This is a genomic window from Pseudarthrobacter sp. L1SW (assembly GCF_020809045.1).
Classification (GTDB): Bacteria; Actinomycetota; Actinomycetes; order Actinomycetales; family Micrococcaceae; genus Arthrobacter.
In genome coordinates, this window is sequence record NZ_CP078079.1 from 798,759 (window position 1) to 812,528 (window position 13,770).

The 13,770-nt window shown below is 66.6% G+C and carries 11 protein-coding genes and 1 riboswitch; of the genes, 8 read left to right on the forward strand and 3 right to left on the reverse strand.

Translation table 11 applies throughout. From position 1 onward, the window contains the following. Nucleotides 1-41: 41 nt before the first annotated feature. Nucleotides 42-140: riboswitch (glycine riboswitch) on the forward strand. Nucleotides 141-319: 179 nt separating this feature from the next. From gcvP to KTR40_RS03810, 3 genes are all read left to right on the forward strand, one after another. Further along, the gene (gene gcvP, locus KTR40_RS03800) at nt 320-3,229 is read left to right on the forward strand and encodes an aminomethyl-transferring glycine dehydrogenase (protein WP_139028114.1); all 2,910 of its coding nucleotides are present in this window, start codon (nt 320-322) and stop codon (nt 3,227-3,229) included. An 11-nt stretch (nt 3,230-3,240) separates the two neighbouring features. Then, on the forward strand, nt 3,241-4,401 hold the full coding sequence (gene gcvT, locus KTR40_RS03805) for a glycine cleavage system aminomethyltransferase GcvT (RefSeq protein ID WP_139028116.1): 1,161 nt from the start codon (nt 3,241-3,243) through the stop codon (nt 4,399-4,401). Between the two features lie 306 nt (nt 4,402-4,707). Continuing rightward, nucleotides 4,708-6,150, forward strand: a complete 1,443-nt coding sequence (locus tag KTR40_RS03810) for an L-serine ammonia-lyase (protein ID WP_228405314.1) — start codon at nt 4,708-4,710, stop codon at nt 6,148-6,150. Between the two features lie 48 nt (nt 6,151-6,198). Here the strand turns inward: KTR40_RS03810 and KTR40_RS03815 are convergent, their stop codons facing one another. Continuing rightward, nucleotides 6,199-6,741: a TspO/MBR family protein gene (locus KTR40_RS03815; RefSeq protein WP_139028121.1), complete on the reverse strand. Its 543-nt coding sequence runs from the start codon at nt 6,739-6,741 to the stop codon at nt 6,199-6,201. 158 nt (nt 6,742-6,899) lie between these two features. Between KTR40_RS03815 and KTR40_RS03820 the strand changes: the two genes are divergently transcribed. The 3 genes from KTR40_RS03820 (at nt 6,900) to KTR40_RS03830 (ending at nt 10,922) form a co-directional block, all read left to right on the forward strand. Further along, a complete protein-coding gene (locus KTR40_RS03820; protein ID WP_228405315.1) occupies nt 6,900-7,973 on the forward strand; it encodes a peptidoglycan bridge formation glycyltransferase FemA/FemB family protein in 1,074 nt (357 codons plus the stop codon). 98 nt (nt 7,974-8,071) lie between these two features. After that, nucleotides 8,072-9,385 carry a peptidoglycan bridge formation glycyltransferase FemA/FemB family protein gene (locus tag KTR40_RS03825; RefSeq protein WP_139028125.1) on the forward strand — a complete coding sequence of 438 codons (1,314 nt, stop codon included), beginning with the start codon at nt 8,072-8,074 and terminating at the stop codon, nt 9,383-9,385. A 34-nt stretch (nt 9,386-9,419) separates the two neighbouring features. Further along, nucleotides 9,420-10,922: a threonine/serine exporter ThrE family protein gene (locus KTR40_RS03830; protein ID WP_139028127.1), complete on the forward strand. Its 1,503-nt coding sequence runs from the start codon at nt 9,420-9,422 to the stop codon at nt 10,920-10,922. A gap of 13 nt (nt 10,923-10,935) precedes the next feature. Here KTR40_RS03830 and KTR40_RS03835 read toward each other — a convergent pair whose 3' ends face one another. After that, nucleotides 10,936-11,775: a siderophore-interacting protein gene (locus KTR40_RS03835; protein ID WP_139028129.1), complete on the reverse strand. Its 840-nt coding sequence runs from the start codon at nt 11,773-11,775 to the stop codon at nt 10,936-10,938. Between the two features lie 14 nt (nt 11,776-11,789). Further along, the gene (locus KTR40_RS03840; protein WP_139028130.1) at nt 11,790-12,560 is read right to left on the reverse strand and encodes a uracil-DNA glycosylase; all 771 of its coding nucleotides are present in this window, start codon (nt 12,558-12,560) and stop codon (nt 11,790-11,792) included. A 128-nt stretch (nt 12,561-12,688) separates the two neighbouring features. On the opposite strand from KTR40_RS03840, the gene KTR40_RS03845 reads away from it, so the two are divergent. Together KTR40_RS03845 and KTR40_RS03850 are read left to right on the forward strand one after the other, a co-directional pair. Next, complete coding sequence (locus KTR40_RS03845; RefSeq protein ID WP_139028131.1) at nt 12,689-13,018, forward strand: DUF3263 domain-containing protein; 330 nt, start codon at nt 12,689-12,691, stop codon at nt 13,016-13,018. A gap of 49 nt (nt 13,019-13,067) precedes the next feature. Next, the gene (locus KTR40_RS03850; RefSeq protein ID WP_139028132.1) at nt 13,068-13,724 is read left to right on the forward strand and encodes a LytR C-terminal domain-containing protein; all 657 of its coding nucleotides are present in this window, start codon (nt 13,068-13,070) and stop codon (nt 13,722-13,724) included. Nucleotides 13,725-13,770 lie beyond the last annotated feature (46 nt).

Below are 13,770 nucleotides of genomic sequence, written 5' to 3' on the forward strand. Positions count from 1 at the left end.
GCGGTTGCCGGCGCGCCAAGACAACCCAAATGAATAGCCTTTGATCTGCGGCGGGAGAGTCCTGCCAGAAGGTACAAGCAGGCGCCGTAGGAGCAAATCCTCCCCAGGAATCTCACAGGCCCATGTACCGCCGCGGCGAGGCACCTCTGGAAAGCAGCACGCCGTCCGCCTGGAGGTCCGGTCCCCGGATCCCTGGACTGTTGTGTTCACCGACGGTGCAAGCGATGCCCGCGTCTTCAGGCAACGCGGAAACTCTCAGGTACAGATACAGAGCGGGGAGGACCCAAATCGATGTGGCGTACCCTGCGCCGCCTTAGTAATGGAGTTCCTCGTGACTGTATCTCCGGCCTCCGCCACCCCGGCCACTGCTGCCCCCGCCGCTGCCGCCACCTTTGTTGACCGGCACATCGGCGCAAGGCGCCAGGCCGACGTCGACACCATGCTCAAGGCCGTAGGCTACGACACCGTGGACGCGCTGGTTGATACCGCCGTTCCCAAGGACATCCGGCAGGACTCTGCGCTGGAACTGGCAGATGCCCTGAGCGAGGTGGAGGCGCTCGCGGAACTGCGCCGCCTCGCCGCCAAGAACAAGACCGCCGTCCAGATGATCGGCCAGGGCTACTACGACACCGTGACCCCGCCGGTGATCCGCCGGAACATCCTGGAGGGCCCGGCCTGGTACACCGCCTACACCCCCTACCAGCCTGAAATTTCGCAGGGCCGGCTCGAGGCGCTGCTGAACTTCCAGACCATGGTCCAGGACCTGGTGGGCCTGCCCATCGCCAACGCCTCCCTGCTGGACGAAGCCACCGCAGTGGCCGAGGCCGTGCTGATGATGCGCAGGGCCAATAGGGCCAAAGGCCAGAACGCAGGCGCGAAGGACGGCAAGACCGTCCTGGACGCCGACTGCCTGCCGCAGACCATCGCCATCGTCAAGGGCCGGGCCGAGGCGCTCGGCTTCGAGGTTGAAGTCGCGGACCTCGCCAAAGGCCTGCCCGAGGGCGACATCAACGGCGTGGTCCTCCAGCAGCCCGGAGCGTCCGGCCGCGTTTTTGACCACAGCCCGGTTATCGCCGAGGCCAAGGAACGCGGCGCCCTGGTCACGGTGGCCGCCGACCTCCTGGCCCTCACCCTCATCACCCCGCCCGGCGAGCAGGGTGCGGACATCGCCGTCGGCTCCGCGCAGCGCTTCGGCGTTCCGCTGTTCTATGGCGGCCCGCACGCCGCCTACATGGCCGTGCAGAAGGGCCTCGAGCGCTCCATGCCGGGCCGCCTTGTTGGCGTCTCGAAGGACAACGCCGGCGTTCCCGCCTACCGCCTGGCCCTGCAGACCCGCGAGCAGCACATCCGCCGCGAGAAGGCCACGTCCAACATCTGCACCGCGCAGGCACTGCTGGCCATCGTGGCTTCGATGTACGCCGTGTACCACGGCCCGGAGGGCCTGAAGGCGATCGCCCAGTCCGCACACCTCCACGCCAGGACGCTGGCGGCCTCCCTCAAGGCCGCCGGGTTGGAGGTGCTGCACACCAGCTTCTTCGACACCGTCACGGTCTCCGTGCCGGGCAAGGCTGCCGGGATTGTTTCCGCAGCCGAGGCCGCGGGCATCAACCTGCGCAGCATCGACGCGGACACGGTGGGGTTCTCCACCGATGAAACCACGACGACGGCAATCGTCGAGGGCGTCCTGGCCGCCTTTGGTGCTTCCGTTGTTGATGCACGTGATGACGCTGCAATCGCGCTGGATGCCGCCCTCGAACGTTCCTCCGACTTCCTGCAACACCCGGTGTTCAACACGCACCGCTCCGAAACGCAGCTGCTGCGTTACATCCGCAAGCTCAGTGACCGCGACCTGGCGCTGGACCGAACCATGATCCCGCTGGGCTCCTGCACCATGAAGCTGAACGCCACGGCAGAGATGGAAGCCATCTCCTGGCCCGAGTTCGCCTCCATCCACCCGTTCGCCCCGGACTCCCAGACCGAGGGCTGGCGCGAACTGATCGCCGACCTCGAAGCGCAACTTACCGAGATCACCGGGTACGACCAGGTATCCATCCAGCCCAACGCCGGTTCCCAGGGCGAGCTCGCCGGGCTGCTGGCGATCCGCGGCTACCACCACTCGCGGGGCGACCAGCAGCGCAACGTCTGCCTGATCCCGGCCTCCGCCCACGGCACCAACGCCGCCTCCGCCGTCCTGGCCGGCATGAAGGTGGTTGTGGTGGCCACGGCACCGGACGGCACCATCGACCACACCGACCTGTACGCCAAGATCGAGGCGAACAGGGACGCGCTGTCCTGCATCATGATCACCTACCCGTCCACCCACGGCGTATACGACGCCGACGTCCGCGAGGTCTGCGACGCCGTCCACGCCGCCGGCGGCCAGGTGTACATCGACGGCGCCAACCTCAACGCCCTCGTGGGCCTGGCGCAGCCGGGCAAGTTCGGCGGCGACGTCTCGCACCTGAACCTGCACAAGACCTTCTGCATCCCGCACGGCGGCGGCGGACCCGGGGTCGGGCCCGTCGCTGCGAAGGCGCACCTGGCACCGTTTATGCCCGGCAACGCGGCAACCTGGACCGAAGGCAATGACGTGCCGATCTCGGCGTCCAAGTACGGTTCCGCGGGCGTGCTTCCGATTTCGTGGGCCTACGTGAAGCTGATGGGCGGGCAGGGACTGACAGAGGCCACCAAGTCCGCGCTGCTTGCCGCGAACTACGTTGCCGCCCGCCTGAACGATTTCTTCCCGGTCCTCTACACCGGCGAAGGCGGGCTCGTGGCGCACGAGTGCATCCTGGACCTGCGCGAGCTCACTGCCCGGACCGGTGTCACCGCGGAGGACGTGGCCAAGCGGCTCATCGACTACGGTTTCCACGCCCCCACGCTGGCATTTCCCGTCGCGGGGACGCTCATGGTGGAGCCGACGGAGTCCGAGGACCTCGGCGAAATCGACCGCTTCATCGAGGCAATGATCGCCATCCGCGCCGAAATCGACCAGGTGGCGAACGGCGACTTCACCGTGACGGACAGCCCGCTGCGCAATGCCCCGCACACGGCCGCCGCCGTCGTCTCTTCCGAATGGGACCGCGCGTACCCGCGTGAACAGGCCGTGTTCCCGGTGAAGTCGCTCAAGCAGGACAAGTACTTCCCGCCGGTGGGCCGCATCGACGGCGCGGCGGGGGACCGGAACCTGATCTGCTCCTGCCCGCCGCTTTCCGAGTTCGAAAACTAAGGACACGCGCCATGGCTGAGAAGCACACCGCCCTCTACGAGGAGCACAAGAAGCTGGGGGCGTCCTTCACCGACTTCGGCGGCTGGCAGATGCCGCTCAAATACAGCTCGGAGCTCGCCGAGCACCACGCTGTCCGCAAGAGCGCCGGCCTGTTCGATCTCTCCCACATGGGTGAGGTATGGGTGACCGGGCCGGAGGCTGCCGCCTTCCTGGACTACGCGCTGGTGGGAAAGATCTCCGCCATGCCGGTGGGCAAGGCGAAGTATTCGCTGATCTGCAATGAGGACGGCGGCATCATCGACGACCTCATTACCTACCGCCGGCCGCCGGTTCCAGGCGCCGGAGAAGACGGCACGGACCGTTTCCTGGTAGTCCCCAACGCCGGCAACGCCGCGGTGGTGGCTGCTGAGCTGGCCAAGCGGGCTGCCGGGTTCGACGTGCAGGTGGATGACGCCTCCGCGTCCACGTCCCTCATCGCCGTGCAGGGTCCCACGGCACAGGAGTTGCTGCTCCGCCTGGTCCCGGCCGCACAGCACAGCCTGGTGACGGAGCTGAAGTACTACGCCGCCGTCGAGGTTCCGTTCCTGGTGCGCGGCGCCGGACTGGACCTGCTGCTCGCACGTACCGGCTATACCGGCGAGGACGGGTTCGAGATCTTTGTGCCCAACGGCGACGCCCCCGGCCTGTGGCAGGCACTCCTCGCCATCGCCGACGACGGGGAGCTGACACCCGCCGGGCTGGCTTCGCGCGACTCCCTCCGGCTTGAGGCAGGCATGCCCCTGTACGGGAACGAGCTTTCCCTGCAAGGCGACCCCTTCGCCGCCGGCCTGGGACCCGTCGTCGCACTGTCCAAGGAGGGCGACTTCGTGGGGAAGGCGGCCCTCGCCGCGAAGAAGGAAGCCGGCGCCGGCTCCATTGCCGGCCGAAGGCTCGTCGGGCTTAAGGGACTCGGCCGCCGCGCCGGCCGGAGCCACTACCCGGTCCTCAAGGACGGCAACGTCGTGGGCGAAGTGACCTCCGGGCAGCCCTCGCCCACCCTCGGCTACCCGGTTGCCATGGCCTACGTGGACGTCGAGTTCACCGAAGTTGGCACCACCCTGGATATCGACCTGCGAGGTAAGGCAGAGCCGTTCGAAGTCGTCGACCTGCCGTTCTATAAACGCGCCAAGTAGGTAGCTCTCCGTGGTCACCTTTGGGCCCGGTGGGACCGGCATCCTCCGCGTGCTCGGTCGCGTAGACGCCCGCTGAGCGGACGTGACGCTCCCTTAGACGCACGCTTCCGGATACCTGTCCCACAGGGGCCGCGCTGCTCACGGTTTCCGGTTCAACAGTCCGCCGCTTGCATCAAAGGTGAGATGACGTCGGTGGGTGAGCGGATTCCGGAAGCGTGCGTCAGAGCGACGGAGGAGCAGCACGCGGAGGAATTCTGCCAGGCGCACCCAACCCCGACACGAACTTTCTAGTTAGGAACCAAGCACATGGCTGTTGGAGTCTTTGATCTGTTTAGCATCGGGATTGGGCCTTCTTCTTCTCATACTGTGGGGCCGATGCGGGCTGCTGCTGTTTTTGCGGAGGAGCTCAAGGGTTCCGGGAGGCTTGCTGATGTGGCGTCGTTGCGGGTGGATCTTTATGGGTCGCTGGCGGCGACCGGTCATGGACACGGGACGATGACCGCGATCCTGCTGGGGCTGGAGGGCTACCACCCGGAGCTGATCCTGCCGGACGAGGTGGAGGAGCGGCTGGCCTCGATCGCCGGGACCGGGATGTTGCAGCTGGCCGGTGCGGTGGCGTTGCCGTATGGGGTGAAGGACATGGTGCTGCGGCCGTTGACGGTCCTGCCGCGGCATACGAACGGGATGACGTTTACGGTGTCCGACGCCGGCGGCGACGTCCTGCATACGGCGACGTTCTTTTCGGTGGGTGGCGGTTTCATTGTCCGTGAGGGTGAGGAGGACGCGGCGCTGCAGGAGCTGGAGGAGTCCAAGAAGGAGCTGCCGTTGCCGTTCCGGACCGCCGCGGAGCTGCTGGAGCACTGCCGGGACACCGGCTTGGGCATCAGTGAGGTGATGCGGGTCAACGAGGAGGACAGCCGCACCCCGGAGGAGATCCGGGAAGGCCTGCTGCATATTTACTCCGTGATGGAGGGCTGCGTGGCCACGTCCCTGAAGCGTGAGGGGGTGCTGCCGGGCGGGTTGAAGGTCCGCCGCCGTGCCCCGGACTGGTACGACCGGTTGCGGAAGGAAAGCGCCCGCCCCGGCGGCGCGGGAAACGACGCCGGCGCCGGTTCGGGGGAGTTCCATGACCCGAAGTATTGGCAGGAGTGGGTTAATTTGATTGCCCTGGCGGTGAATGAGGAGAACGCCTCGGGCGGCCGGGTGGTGACGGCGCCGACGAACGGTGCGGCGGGGATCATCCCGGCGGTGCTGTACTACGCGCTGCATTTCGCCCCTGGCATGGAGAACGCCACCCAGGAGGACCGGGACGATGTGGTGGTGAAGTTCCTGCTCGCCGCCGGCGCCGTGGGGGTGCTGTACAAGGAGCAGGCGTCGATCTCGGGGGCTGAGGTGGGCTGCCAGGGCGAGGTGGGGTCGGCGTCGTCGATGGCGGCCGCGGGCCTGGCGGAGGTGATGGGTGGTTCCCCGGCTCAGGTGGAGAACGCGGCGGAGATCGCGATGGAGCACAACCTGGGTTTGACGTGTGATCCGATCGGCGGGCTGGTCCAGGTCCCGTGCATTGAACGGAACGCGATCGCCGCGGCGAAGGCCATCAACGCGGCGAAGATGGCGCTCTGGGGCGACGGCTCGCACCGGGTCTCCCTCGATGAGGTCATTGTGACCATGCGCGAGACCGGCAAGGACATGAGCTCCAAATACAAGGAAACGGCCATGGGCGGCCTCGCCGTCAACGTCGTCGAATGCTGAGCCGACCGGCACGGGGAGGCCGATCCTGGCAAGGGGCAAGCCTTGCCCTCAGTTATGGATGGCGGCCCACACGTTCAGGGTGGAAGCGAACACCAGCCAGGCAACATAGGGCAGCAGCAGCAACCCGGCCGCCCGGCTGATGGGGCCGAAGTACAGGACAGTCACGGTGACAGCCGCGATCAGCGCAAGGATGATGGCCAAAGCCAGCCACAGCGCGGCGGTGCCCAGGACGGGGTACAGGCTAAAGAACACCGGAGTCCAGGCAAGGTTCAGGCCCAACTGGACCCCATAGGCCGCCAGCGCGGGCCTGGTCCCGGAAGTCCGTCTGCGCCACACCAGCCAGGCGGCCACCGCCATGGCCGCGTACAGCACCGTCCACACCGGCCCGAACAGCCAGTTGGGCGGCGACCACGGCGCCTTGTCGGCTGTGGCGTACCAGCCGTCCACGTTGCTGACGGTGGAAAACCCGCCGAGCGCCGCGACCAGGAAGGACGCCGCCAGGAAGCCGGCCAGCGCTGCCGCCTGGACACCTGCGCCGTATGGCTGTTCCGTTCGCTCCGGCGAGGACTCCACCCCATCATTCGGCTGCATGGTTCCACCCTTGCCAACGGCCCGACCCCAGTCAAGGCAGGCACGGGCGGGGCCCTGCTGGAAAGCCGGGACGGCATCAGGCTTTAGACTTGAGGCTGCATGTCCGCACGCAGACACGAGTACCGAACCGCGCACGAAACCGATTGGACACGGCCCCCTTGCGAGAATTCACCGCACGATTCGCCACAGCCGAGGAAATTGAAAACTGGGACAAGCACGTCACGGCCAACCCCAACGGGGGCAACATGCTGCAGTCCGCCGCGTATGCCTCGGTCAAGAACGGCAGCGGCTGGAAGGTCCGGTTCCTGGTGCTGGAGGACGGGGAAACAGCCAGCTACAACCTGGTGCTCGAAAAGAGTTTCCCGCTGCTCGGCCGCCTTTGGTACCTCATCAAGGGCCCGGACCTGGCCGCAGCGGGCGACCTGAAGGCTGCGCTGGAAGCGTGCGCAGCCTTCGTCCGCTGCCGGAAGCTCAACGTCTTCACCATCAAGATCGAGCCGGACTTCGTGGACTCCGAAGAGACCCGGGCGGACCTGCGTGCCGCCGGGCTGGTCAAGGCACCGAACATCCAGTCCAACGACTCCACCGCGCTGCTGGACATTTCCGGCCCGGAAGAGGCCGTGTTCAAGGCCATCTCCTCCCGCGCCCGCAACGCCATCCGCCGCGCCGAACGGGAAGGCTGCGACGTGGTCCGCAAGGAACATGGCCCGGAAACCTACCGGGCCCTGTATGACCTCATGGCGGACACCGTCAACGCCAAGGGCTCCATGCCACTGCGCAGCTACGAGTACTACGCCGCTTTCTGGGCCGAGTTCTGCAACCGCGGCCAGGGCAATTTCTTCTTCACGTACGAGGACGGAAAGCCCAGTGTGGGAGCGTTCGTCATCAATTACGGGGCAAAAGCCACCTACAAGGACGGCGGCTCCACCCAGAACCGCAAGCAGTACGGCGATTCCCACCTGGTGCAGTGGGCAGCCATCCGGCGCATGCAGGAGCTGGGCTGCACGGAATACGACTTCTGCGGCACACCGCCCGCTGCCCGGATCAAGGACAAGACCCACAACCTGTACGGCATGGGGATGTTCAAGACCAGCTTCACCAAGACGGTCACCGATTTTGTGGGATGCCACGACTACGTTCTCTCCCCATTGAAACACCGGCTCTGGGTTAGCGGAGCCGAGAAGGTGTTCCGCCGGATCGAAACCGCCCGCACCGGCCAGCAGTTCTACTGACCGTGGGCAGGAGCGCCGCTGGCTGCCTGCCCAACCCCGACCGACCCCGCCCGCTGCCCGCCGTTGCCAGGCCACCTATCCGTGAAGAAGGTAACTCCTTGAATGCAATCCCCGCCGCCGATCTCGAGTTCGCCCTGCTCAGCGACGCCGAATTCGAGCAGTTCGCGCTGAAGCACCCGCAGAACAGCTTTCTCCAGTCCGTTGACTTTGCCCGGTTCCAGCGCGCCAGGGGACAGCTGGTTGAGCTCTTCGGAGTCCGGCAGGACGGTGAACTGGTGGCAGCAGGGAAGCTGAACTACACCACCACCCGGCTGGGGTACACAGTGTGCGAATGCGCCAAGGGACCCCTGATGGACTACACGGACGCTGACCTGGTGCGCGCCGTCGTCGCCCTCCTCCGCAAACGCGCGGCGGAGCGCAAGGCCGCCGAGCTGCGGATCTCCCCGAACCTCAGGTACATCGCGCGTGACGCCGACGGCGCCGAACATCCAGAGGTCGAGGACAACAGGCCGCTGGTGGCGCAGCTCGGCGGGCTGGGCTTCCGGCACCAGGGCCTGGACATGGACTTCGTGAACGTGAACTGGATGTTCATCAAGAACCTCGAAGGCATCCAGGACGCGGAAGAACTGATCATGGGCACCAGCTACCGGACCCGGAAGGCCATCCGGAAAGCCGAGAAAAATGGCGTCTTCCTGGAACAGGCAACCCTGGATACCCTGGACGAGTTTTACGGCGCACTGAGCCGGGCCGGTGATGAAAAGGGTTTTGTATACCGGGAGCGCGCCTACTACGAGCAGTTGCTCCGGACCACATCGCCTGAGTTCACCAAGCTGATGATGGCCAAGATCGACATCCCCGCATACCGGAAGTCCATCACGGAGCGGCTTGCCGCGGAATCGGCCACCGCCGATGAACTGCGCCAGGACGTAGCAGCCACCGGCAGCAAGAAAAAGAACAACCGGCTCAAAGTGGTCCAGGACCTTGTGGACAGCTACGAACGAAGCCTGAAGGACATCGAGCGCTTTCCTGATTCCGTGGGTGTGGCCACGGTGGCTGCCATCCACTTCGTCTGCTACGGCGACGAGGTGGTCTGCGTTATCGGCGGCACCGTCCAGGACTACATCTACTTCAACGGCGCTACCTCCCTCTACTGGGGGATGATGCTCCACGCCCTCGAAAAGGGGTACCCGCGGTATAACTTCTACGGCACGTTCGGCATCTCCGGCCAGGACGAAGAAGGCCACGGGGGCTACGAGTTCAAAAAGGGCTTTGGCGGGGAAGTTGTGCAGCTCGTCGGTGACTTCGTGCTGCCCGTCCGCCCCGCCGTGTTCCATGCCAACAGGCTGGCCCGGACGGCGGCAGGCGCGGCGCGCACCGTGCTGGGCAAGCTGCCGCCCAAGCGCTCCGCCTGACGCCGCCTGCACACCACCAACGGGAGGAGGGACCATGACTGACCGCCCCGAACACCCCGGCTCCGGATCCCCGAAGGCCAGGGCGCATACGGACGGCCTGCCCAAAACCGAGCCGTTGACCCCCTCCCAGCTGCGGCAGAACGCTGCGGCCAGGAGGATGCTGCGGCGCCTGGTCCAGGGCGAAAACCCGCCCACGGCGCCCTTGAGCATCGTGGACAGGCTCACCGGCAGCCCCTATGCGAATCCGATGATCCAGGTGGGAGGGGTGGACACCTCCGCCCGCAAAACACTGGACTTCGCCCTGCACCTGGCGGAAACCATGTTCCGCTACGGGGCGGGCGCCCTGGAGGTGGAAACCAGCATCATTGCCGTCACCGCGGCGCTGGGGCTGAAGAACATCGAGGTGGACATCACCAACCAGTCCGTCGGCATCAACTACGCCCCCAAGGACCAGACGCCCATAGCACTCCTGCGCGTGGTCCGCTCCTGGACCAACAACTACGCCGGCCTGGCCAAGGTCCACCAGCTGGTGACCGACATCGTCGCCGGGGGAGTGGGCAGGGACGAGGCCATCCGGCGGCTGGATGAGGCGATCACCAGCCCCAAGCCGTTCCCGCGCTGGATGGTCACGGCGGCCTTCGGCATTTTCGCTGCGGCATTCGTCGCCGTGCTGGGCGGCGGGCCGGCCTCCTCTGCCATTGCGTTCGCAGCCAACATCGGCATCAGCCTGCTGGCCCGCCAACTGGGCCGCTGGCGGGTGCCGGACTTCTTCATTACCGCCAGCTGCTCTTTTGTGGTGACGCAGCTGGCGCTGGTGCTCTGGCAGTTCGGGCTGACCACATCACCGGCCATTGTGGTGGTGGGCGGCATCCTCCTGCTCCTGCCCACGGGACGCCTTGTCTCCTCGGTGCAGGACGCCATCAACGGCTTCCCCGTCACTGCGGCGGGGCGTTTCCTGTCCACCCTGCTGACATTCGGTGCCATCGTGGCGGGCATCGCCGTCGCCTTCGTGGTGGGGGAACTGACGGGGATGCAGCGGATCGACGTCACGCAGACGTTCCCGCCCGCCTACGACCTGTGGGTGCTGGTCATCCTGGTGGCGGTGGCGGTGATGGCCATCGGGGTCACGGAACAAACCACGTGGCACCTCCTGCTTCCCACCGCGGCGGTGGGGGTCGCCGGCTACTTTGTCCTCCTGGGCGGTGGACTGCTGGGCATCGGGGACCGGTTCTCCCCAGCCCTGGCCGCCGTGGCCATTGGCCTGCTGGCCCGCGTCGTCGCCCTGAGGATGGGTGCACCCCAGCTGGTGGTGGCCGTGCCCGCGGCGCTGATCCTGCTGCCCGGCCTTACCATTTTCCGGTCCATGTACGTGCTCACCATCGAGGAAGCCGAGATCCTGCTGGGCGCCGGCGGGATGCTCAACGCGGGAGCCATCGTCCTGGGAACAGCCGGCGGGATCGTCCTTGGCGACACGCTGGCGCGGCCGCTGACCCGCAGCCTTGCCAGCAACGAGCGGCGGCGCGCACGCCGCCGCTGACCAGGGGTGGAGGCTAGATCTGCCCTACGGGGAGTTTCTTCTCAGCCTGGAAGTCGTCCTCAACGCGGCCCTTGGCCCAGTACCCTGACAGGGACACCTGCTTCCGGTCCAGGCCGCGCTGCTTGAAGAAGACGTCGCGCAGCTGCTTCATGTACCCGCGCTCGCCGTGGGCGAAGACGTCCACCCGGCCCTCGGGCCACTCCGCGTCCGCTACCGCCTGCACCAGGAGGCCGCTCTCGCCTGCAGGGACGCCGTTACGGAAAAGCCAGTTCAGCTTCACTCCTGCTGGGGCGGCAAACTGCTGGATGTCGGCGCCGGAATCAACTTCAAGGAAGGCGACGCCGGCGGCTTCGGCAGGCAGGGATTCGATGCATGCCGCGATGGCGGGCACCGCCGCCTCGTCCCCGGCGAACAGGTACCAGTCAGCGTCGGGGTTGGGGTTGTACGCCCCTCCCGGCCCCGTGAAAGTCAGGGTCTCGCCCGGCTGGGCCTTCGCCGCCCACGGTCCTGCCAGTCCTTCCTCGCCGTGGACCACAAAATCGATGGCAAGCTCCCTGGCCACGGGATCCACCCAGCGGAGGGTGTAAGTGCGCGTGAACGGCCATTGTTCCCGCGGCATGGTCTCCCGGATGCTCCACAAGTCCAGCGGGGAGGGGTACGTGACGCCCGGCTGCGGGAAAACAATCTTCACGTAGCGGTCCACGAAGCCGTTGTTGACGAAGTCCGCAAAACCGTCGCCGCCGGCAACAATCCGCACCATGTGGGGCGAGAGCTGTTCCCGGCGCAGCACTGCGAGGTTGACCTGCGGGCGGCTCTTCTTGGTGGCGCTGGTGGTGGCGGGAACAATGCTCATAAGGCAAGCCTAAGCTAGGCTACCGGCGGAAGCTCCCAGGTTACGTCCGGGGCACCCTGCTCCCGCAGCAGCGCGTTGACGCGGCTGAACGGCCGGGAACCAAAGAATCCGCGGGAGGCGGAGAGGGGGCTGGGGTGGGCGCTGGACACGGTCGGAACCCCGGGCAGCAGCGGACGCACGCTCTCTGCGTCCTTTCCCCACAGCACGGCAACCAGCGGCAACGGCGACCCGTCCGGGGCCCGCCGGCCGGCCACGGCCTTGACAGCCGCCGTCGTAATTTCCTCCCACCCCTTCCGGCGGTGGGAGCCTGCAGCGCCGGCCCTTACAGTCATCACGCGGTTCAGGAGCAGGACGCCCTGGCCAGCCCAGGCGGAGAGGTCGCCGTGGACCCGCGCGGGAATTCCCAGGTCCGCTTCCAGCTCCCGGTAGATATTCGCCAGGCTCCGAGGGATGGGCTGCACGTGCGGGTCAACGGCGAAGGCCAGCCCGACGGCGTGCCCCGGCGTGGGGTACGGATCCTGCCCCACCATCAGGACTTTCACGTCGGCGAGGGGCTGGCGGAATGCCCGCAGGACGTTCGACGGCGCCGGCAGCACCGGGTGCCCGGCCGCTTCTTCCCGGGCAAGGAAGGTGAGCACGTCCCGGAGTCCGCTTTCCACGCCCGCCAAGGCAGCTGCCCAGTCAGGCGTCATCAGCTCCGTCAGGGGCAGCTGCGCCAGCTCGGCGAAGCCTTGCCCGCGCGCCGGATCCTGCGCCAGTTCGAAAAGGGCATCTGATTCAAACACCGTCCCATTCTCGCAGGAGGACCGCCGGCCCGGTCCGGCAGGCCGCCCGGCGCGCAAATGACAATGGTGTTATTCGCCCGTAGCATGGGGGTCAGACATTTTACGTAACCAGCAAAGGAGAGTGCGCCGTGGCGGAACCAGCTCGGGAGCACCTGCCGGAGCAGGACCAACGGAACGTCCTCCTGCCGGATTTCGCGCTGCGGGATTCGCCGCTCAGCGAGCGTGACCAGCAGATACTCGCCCTGGAACGGCAGTGGTGGAAGTACGCCGGTGCCAAGGAACAGGCCATCCGGGAACTCTTCGATCTCTCCGCGACGCACTACTACCAGATCCTCAACGCGCTGATCGATACCGAGGATGCGCTGGCGCATGACCCCATGCTGGTCAAGAGATTGCGTAGACTACGTACGTCGCGTCACCGTGCACGCACTGCACGGCGCCTGGGGTCCGACGCATAAGACGCCCGTACTGAGTCTCAGCAGCAACACGCAAGGATGTCTCTTTCCCATGACCAAATACGCCCGCGATGAATTCGACAAGGTCCCGGAGACCGCGTCGCGACAAGGTGTCCATCGCACAGCCTCTGCTCCGTCACGGGTCCGGCTGTGGCCCATCCTGGCGGTGGGTTGCGTTGCCCTGGCCATCGGGCTGGTGTCCTTCCTGATCCTGCCCAAGCTCGGGTTCAGCGGACCGGCAAGCCAGGCCTCCTCAAGCCTCGAATCAACGCCGCTCGCCGGAACCGGGTCTACGCCCTCCGCCACCCCGGACACATCCTCCACCCCCTCGACGGAGCCTGAGCCCTCCGCCACGACAGAAGCCGCGGGGCCAGGGACGGTTCCCGCCGCCGGGGCTGGGTCCAGCATCCAGCCGACGCCGCAGGCTGCGTCCGTGGACAAGACACAGGCCGTGGCGGTCTACAACGCCGCCGGAACCGCCGGACTGGCAAGCCGCGTGGGCGGAACCGTGCGGGCCGACGGCTGGTCCCTGGGCCAGGTAGGGAACTGGGCAGGGGCGCCGCAGCAGGGCTCCACCATTTTCTACTCCGGGACAACCCAACGGGCCAACGCCGAAGCCCTCGCGGAACTCCTGGGCGTCCCTACCGTGGTGAACAGCACGGAATTCCAGGTTCCGCTTGTGGTTGTGCTGGGCCCGGGGTACCGCTAATCCCGGCACGCATTGGCTAGAGTAAATTCCAGGCTTCGGCCCCGGA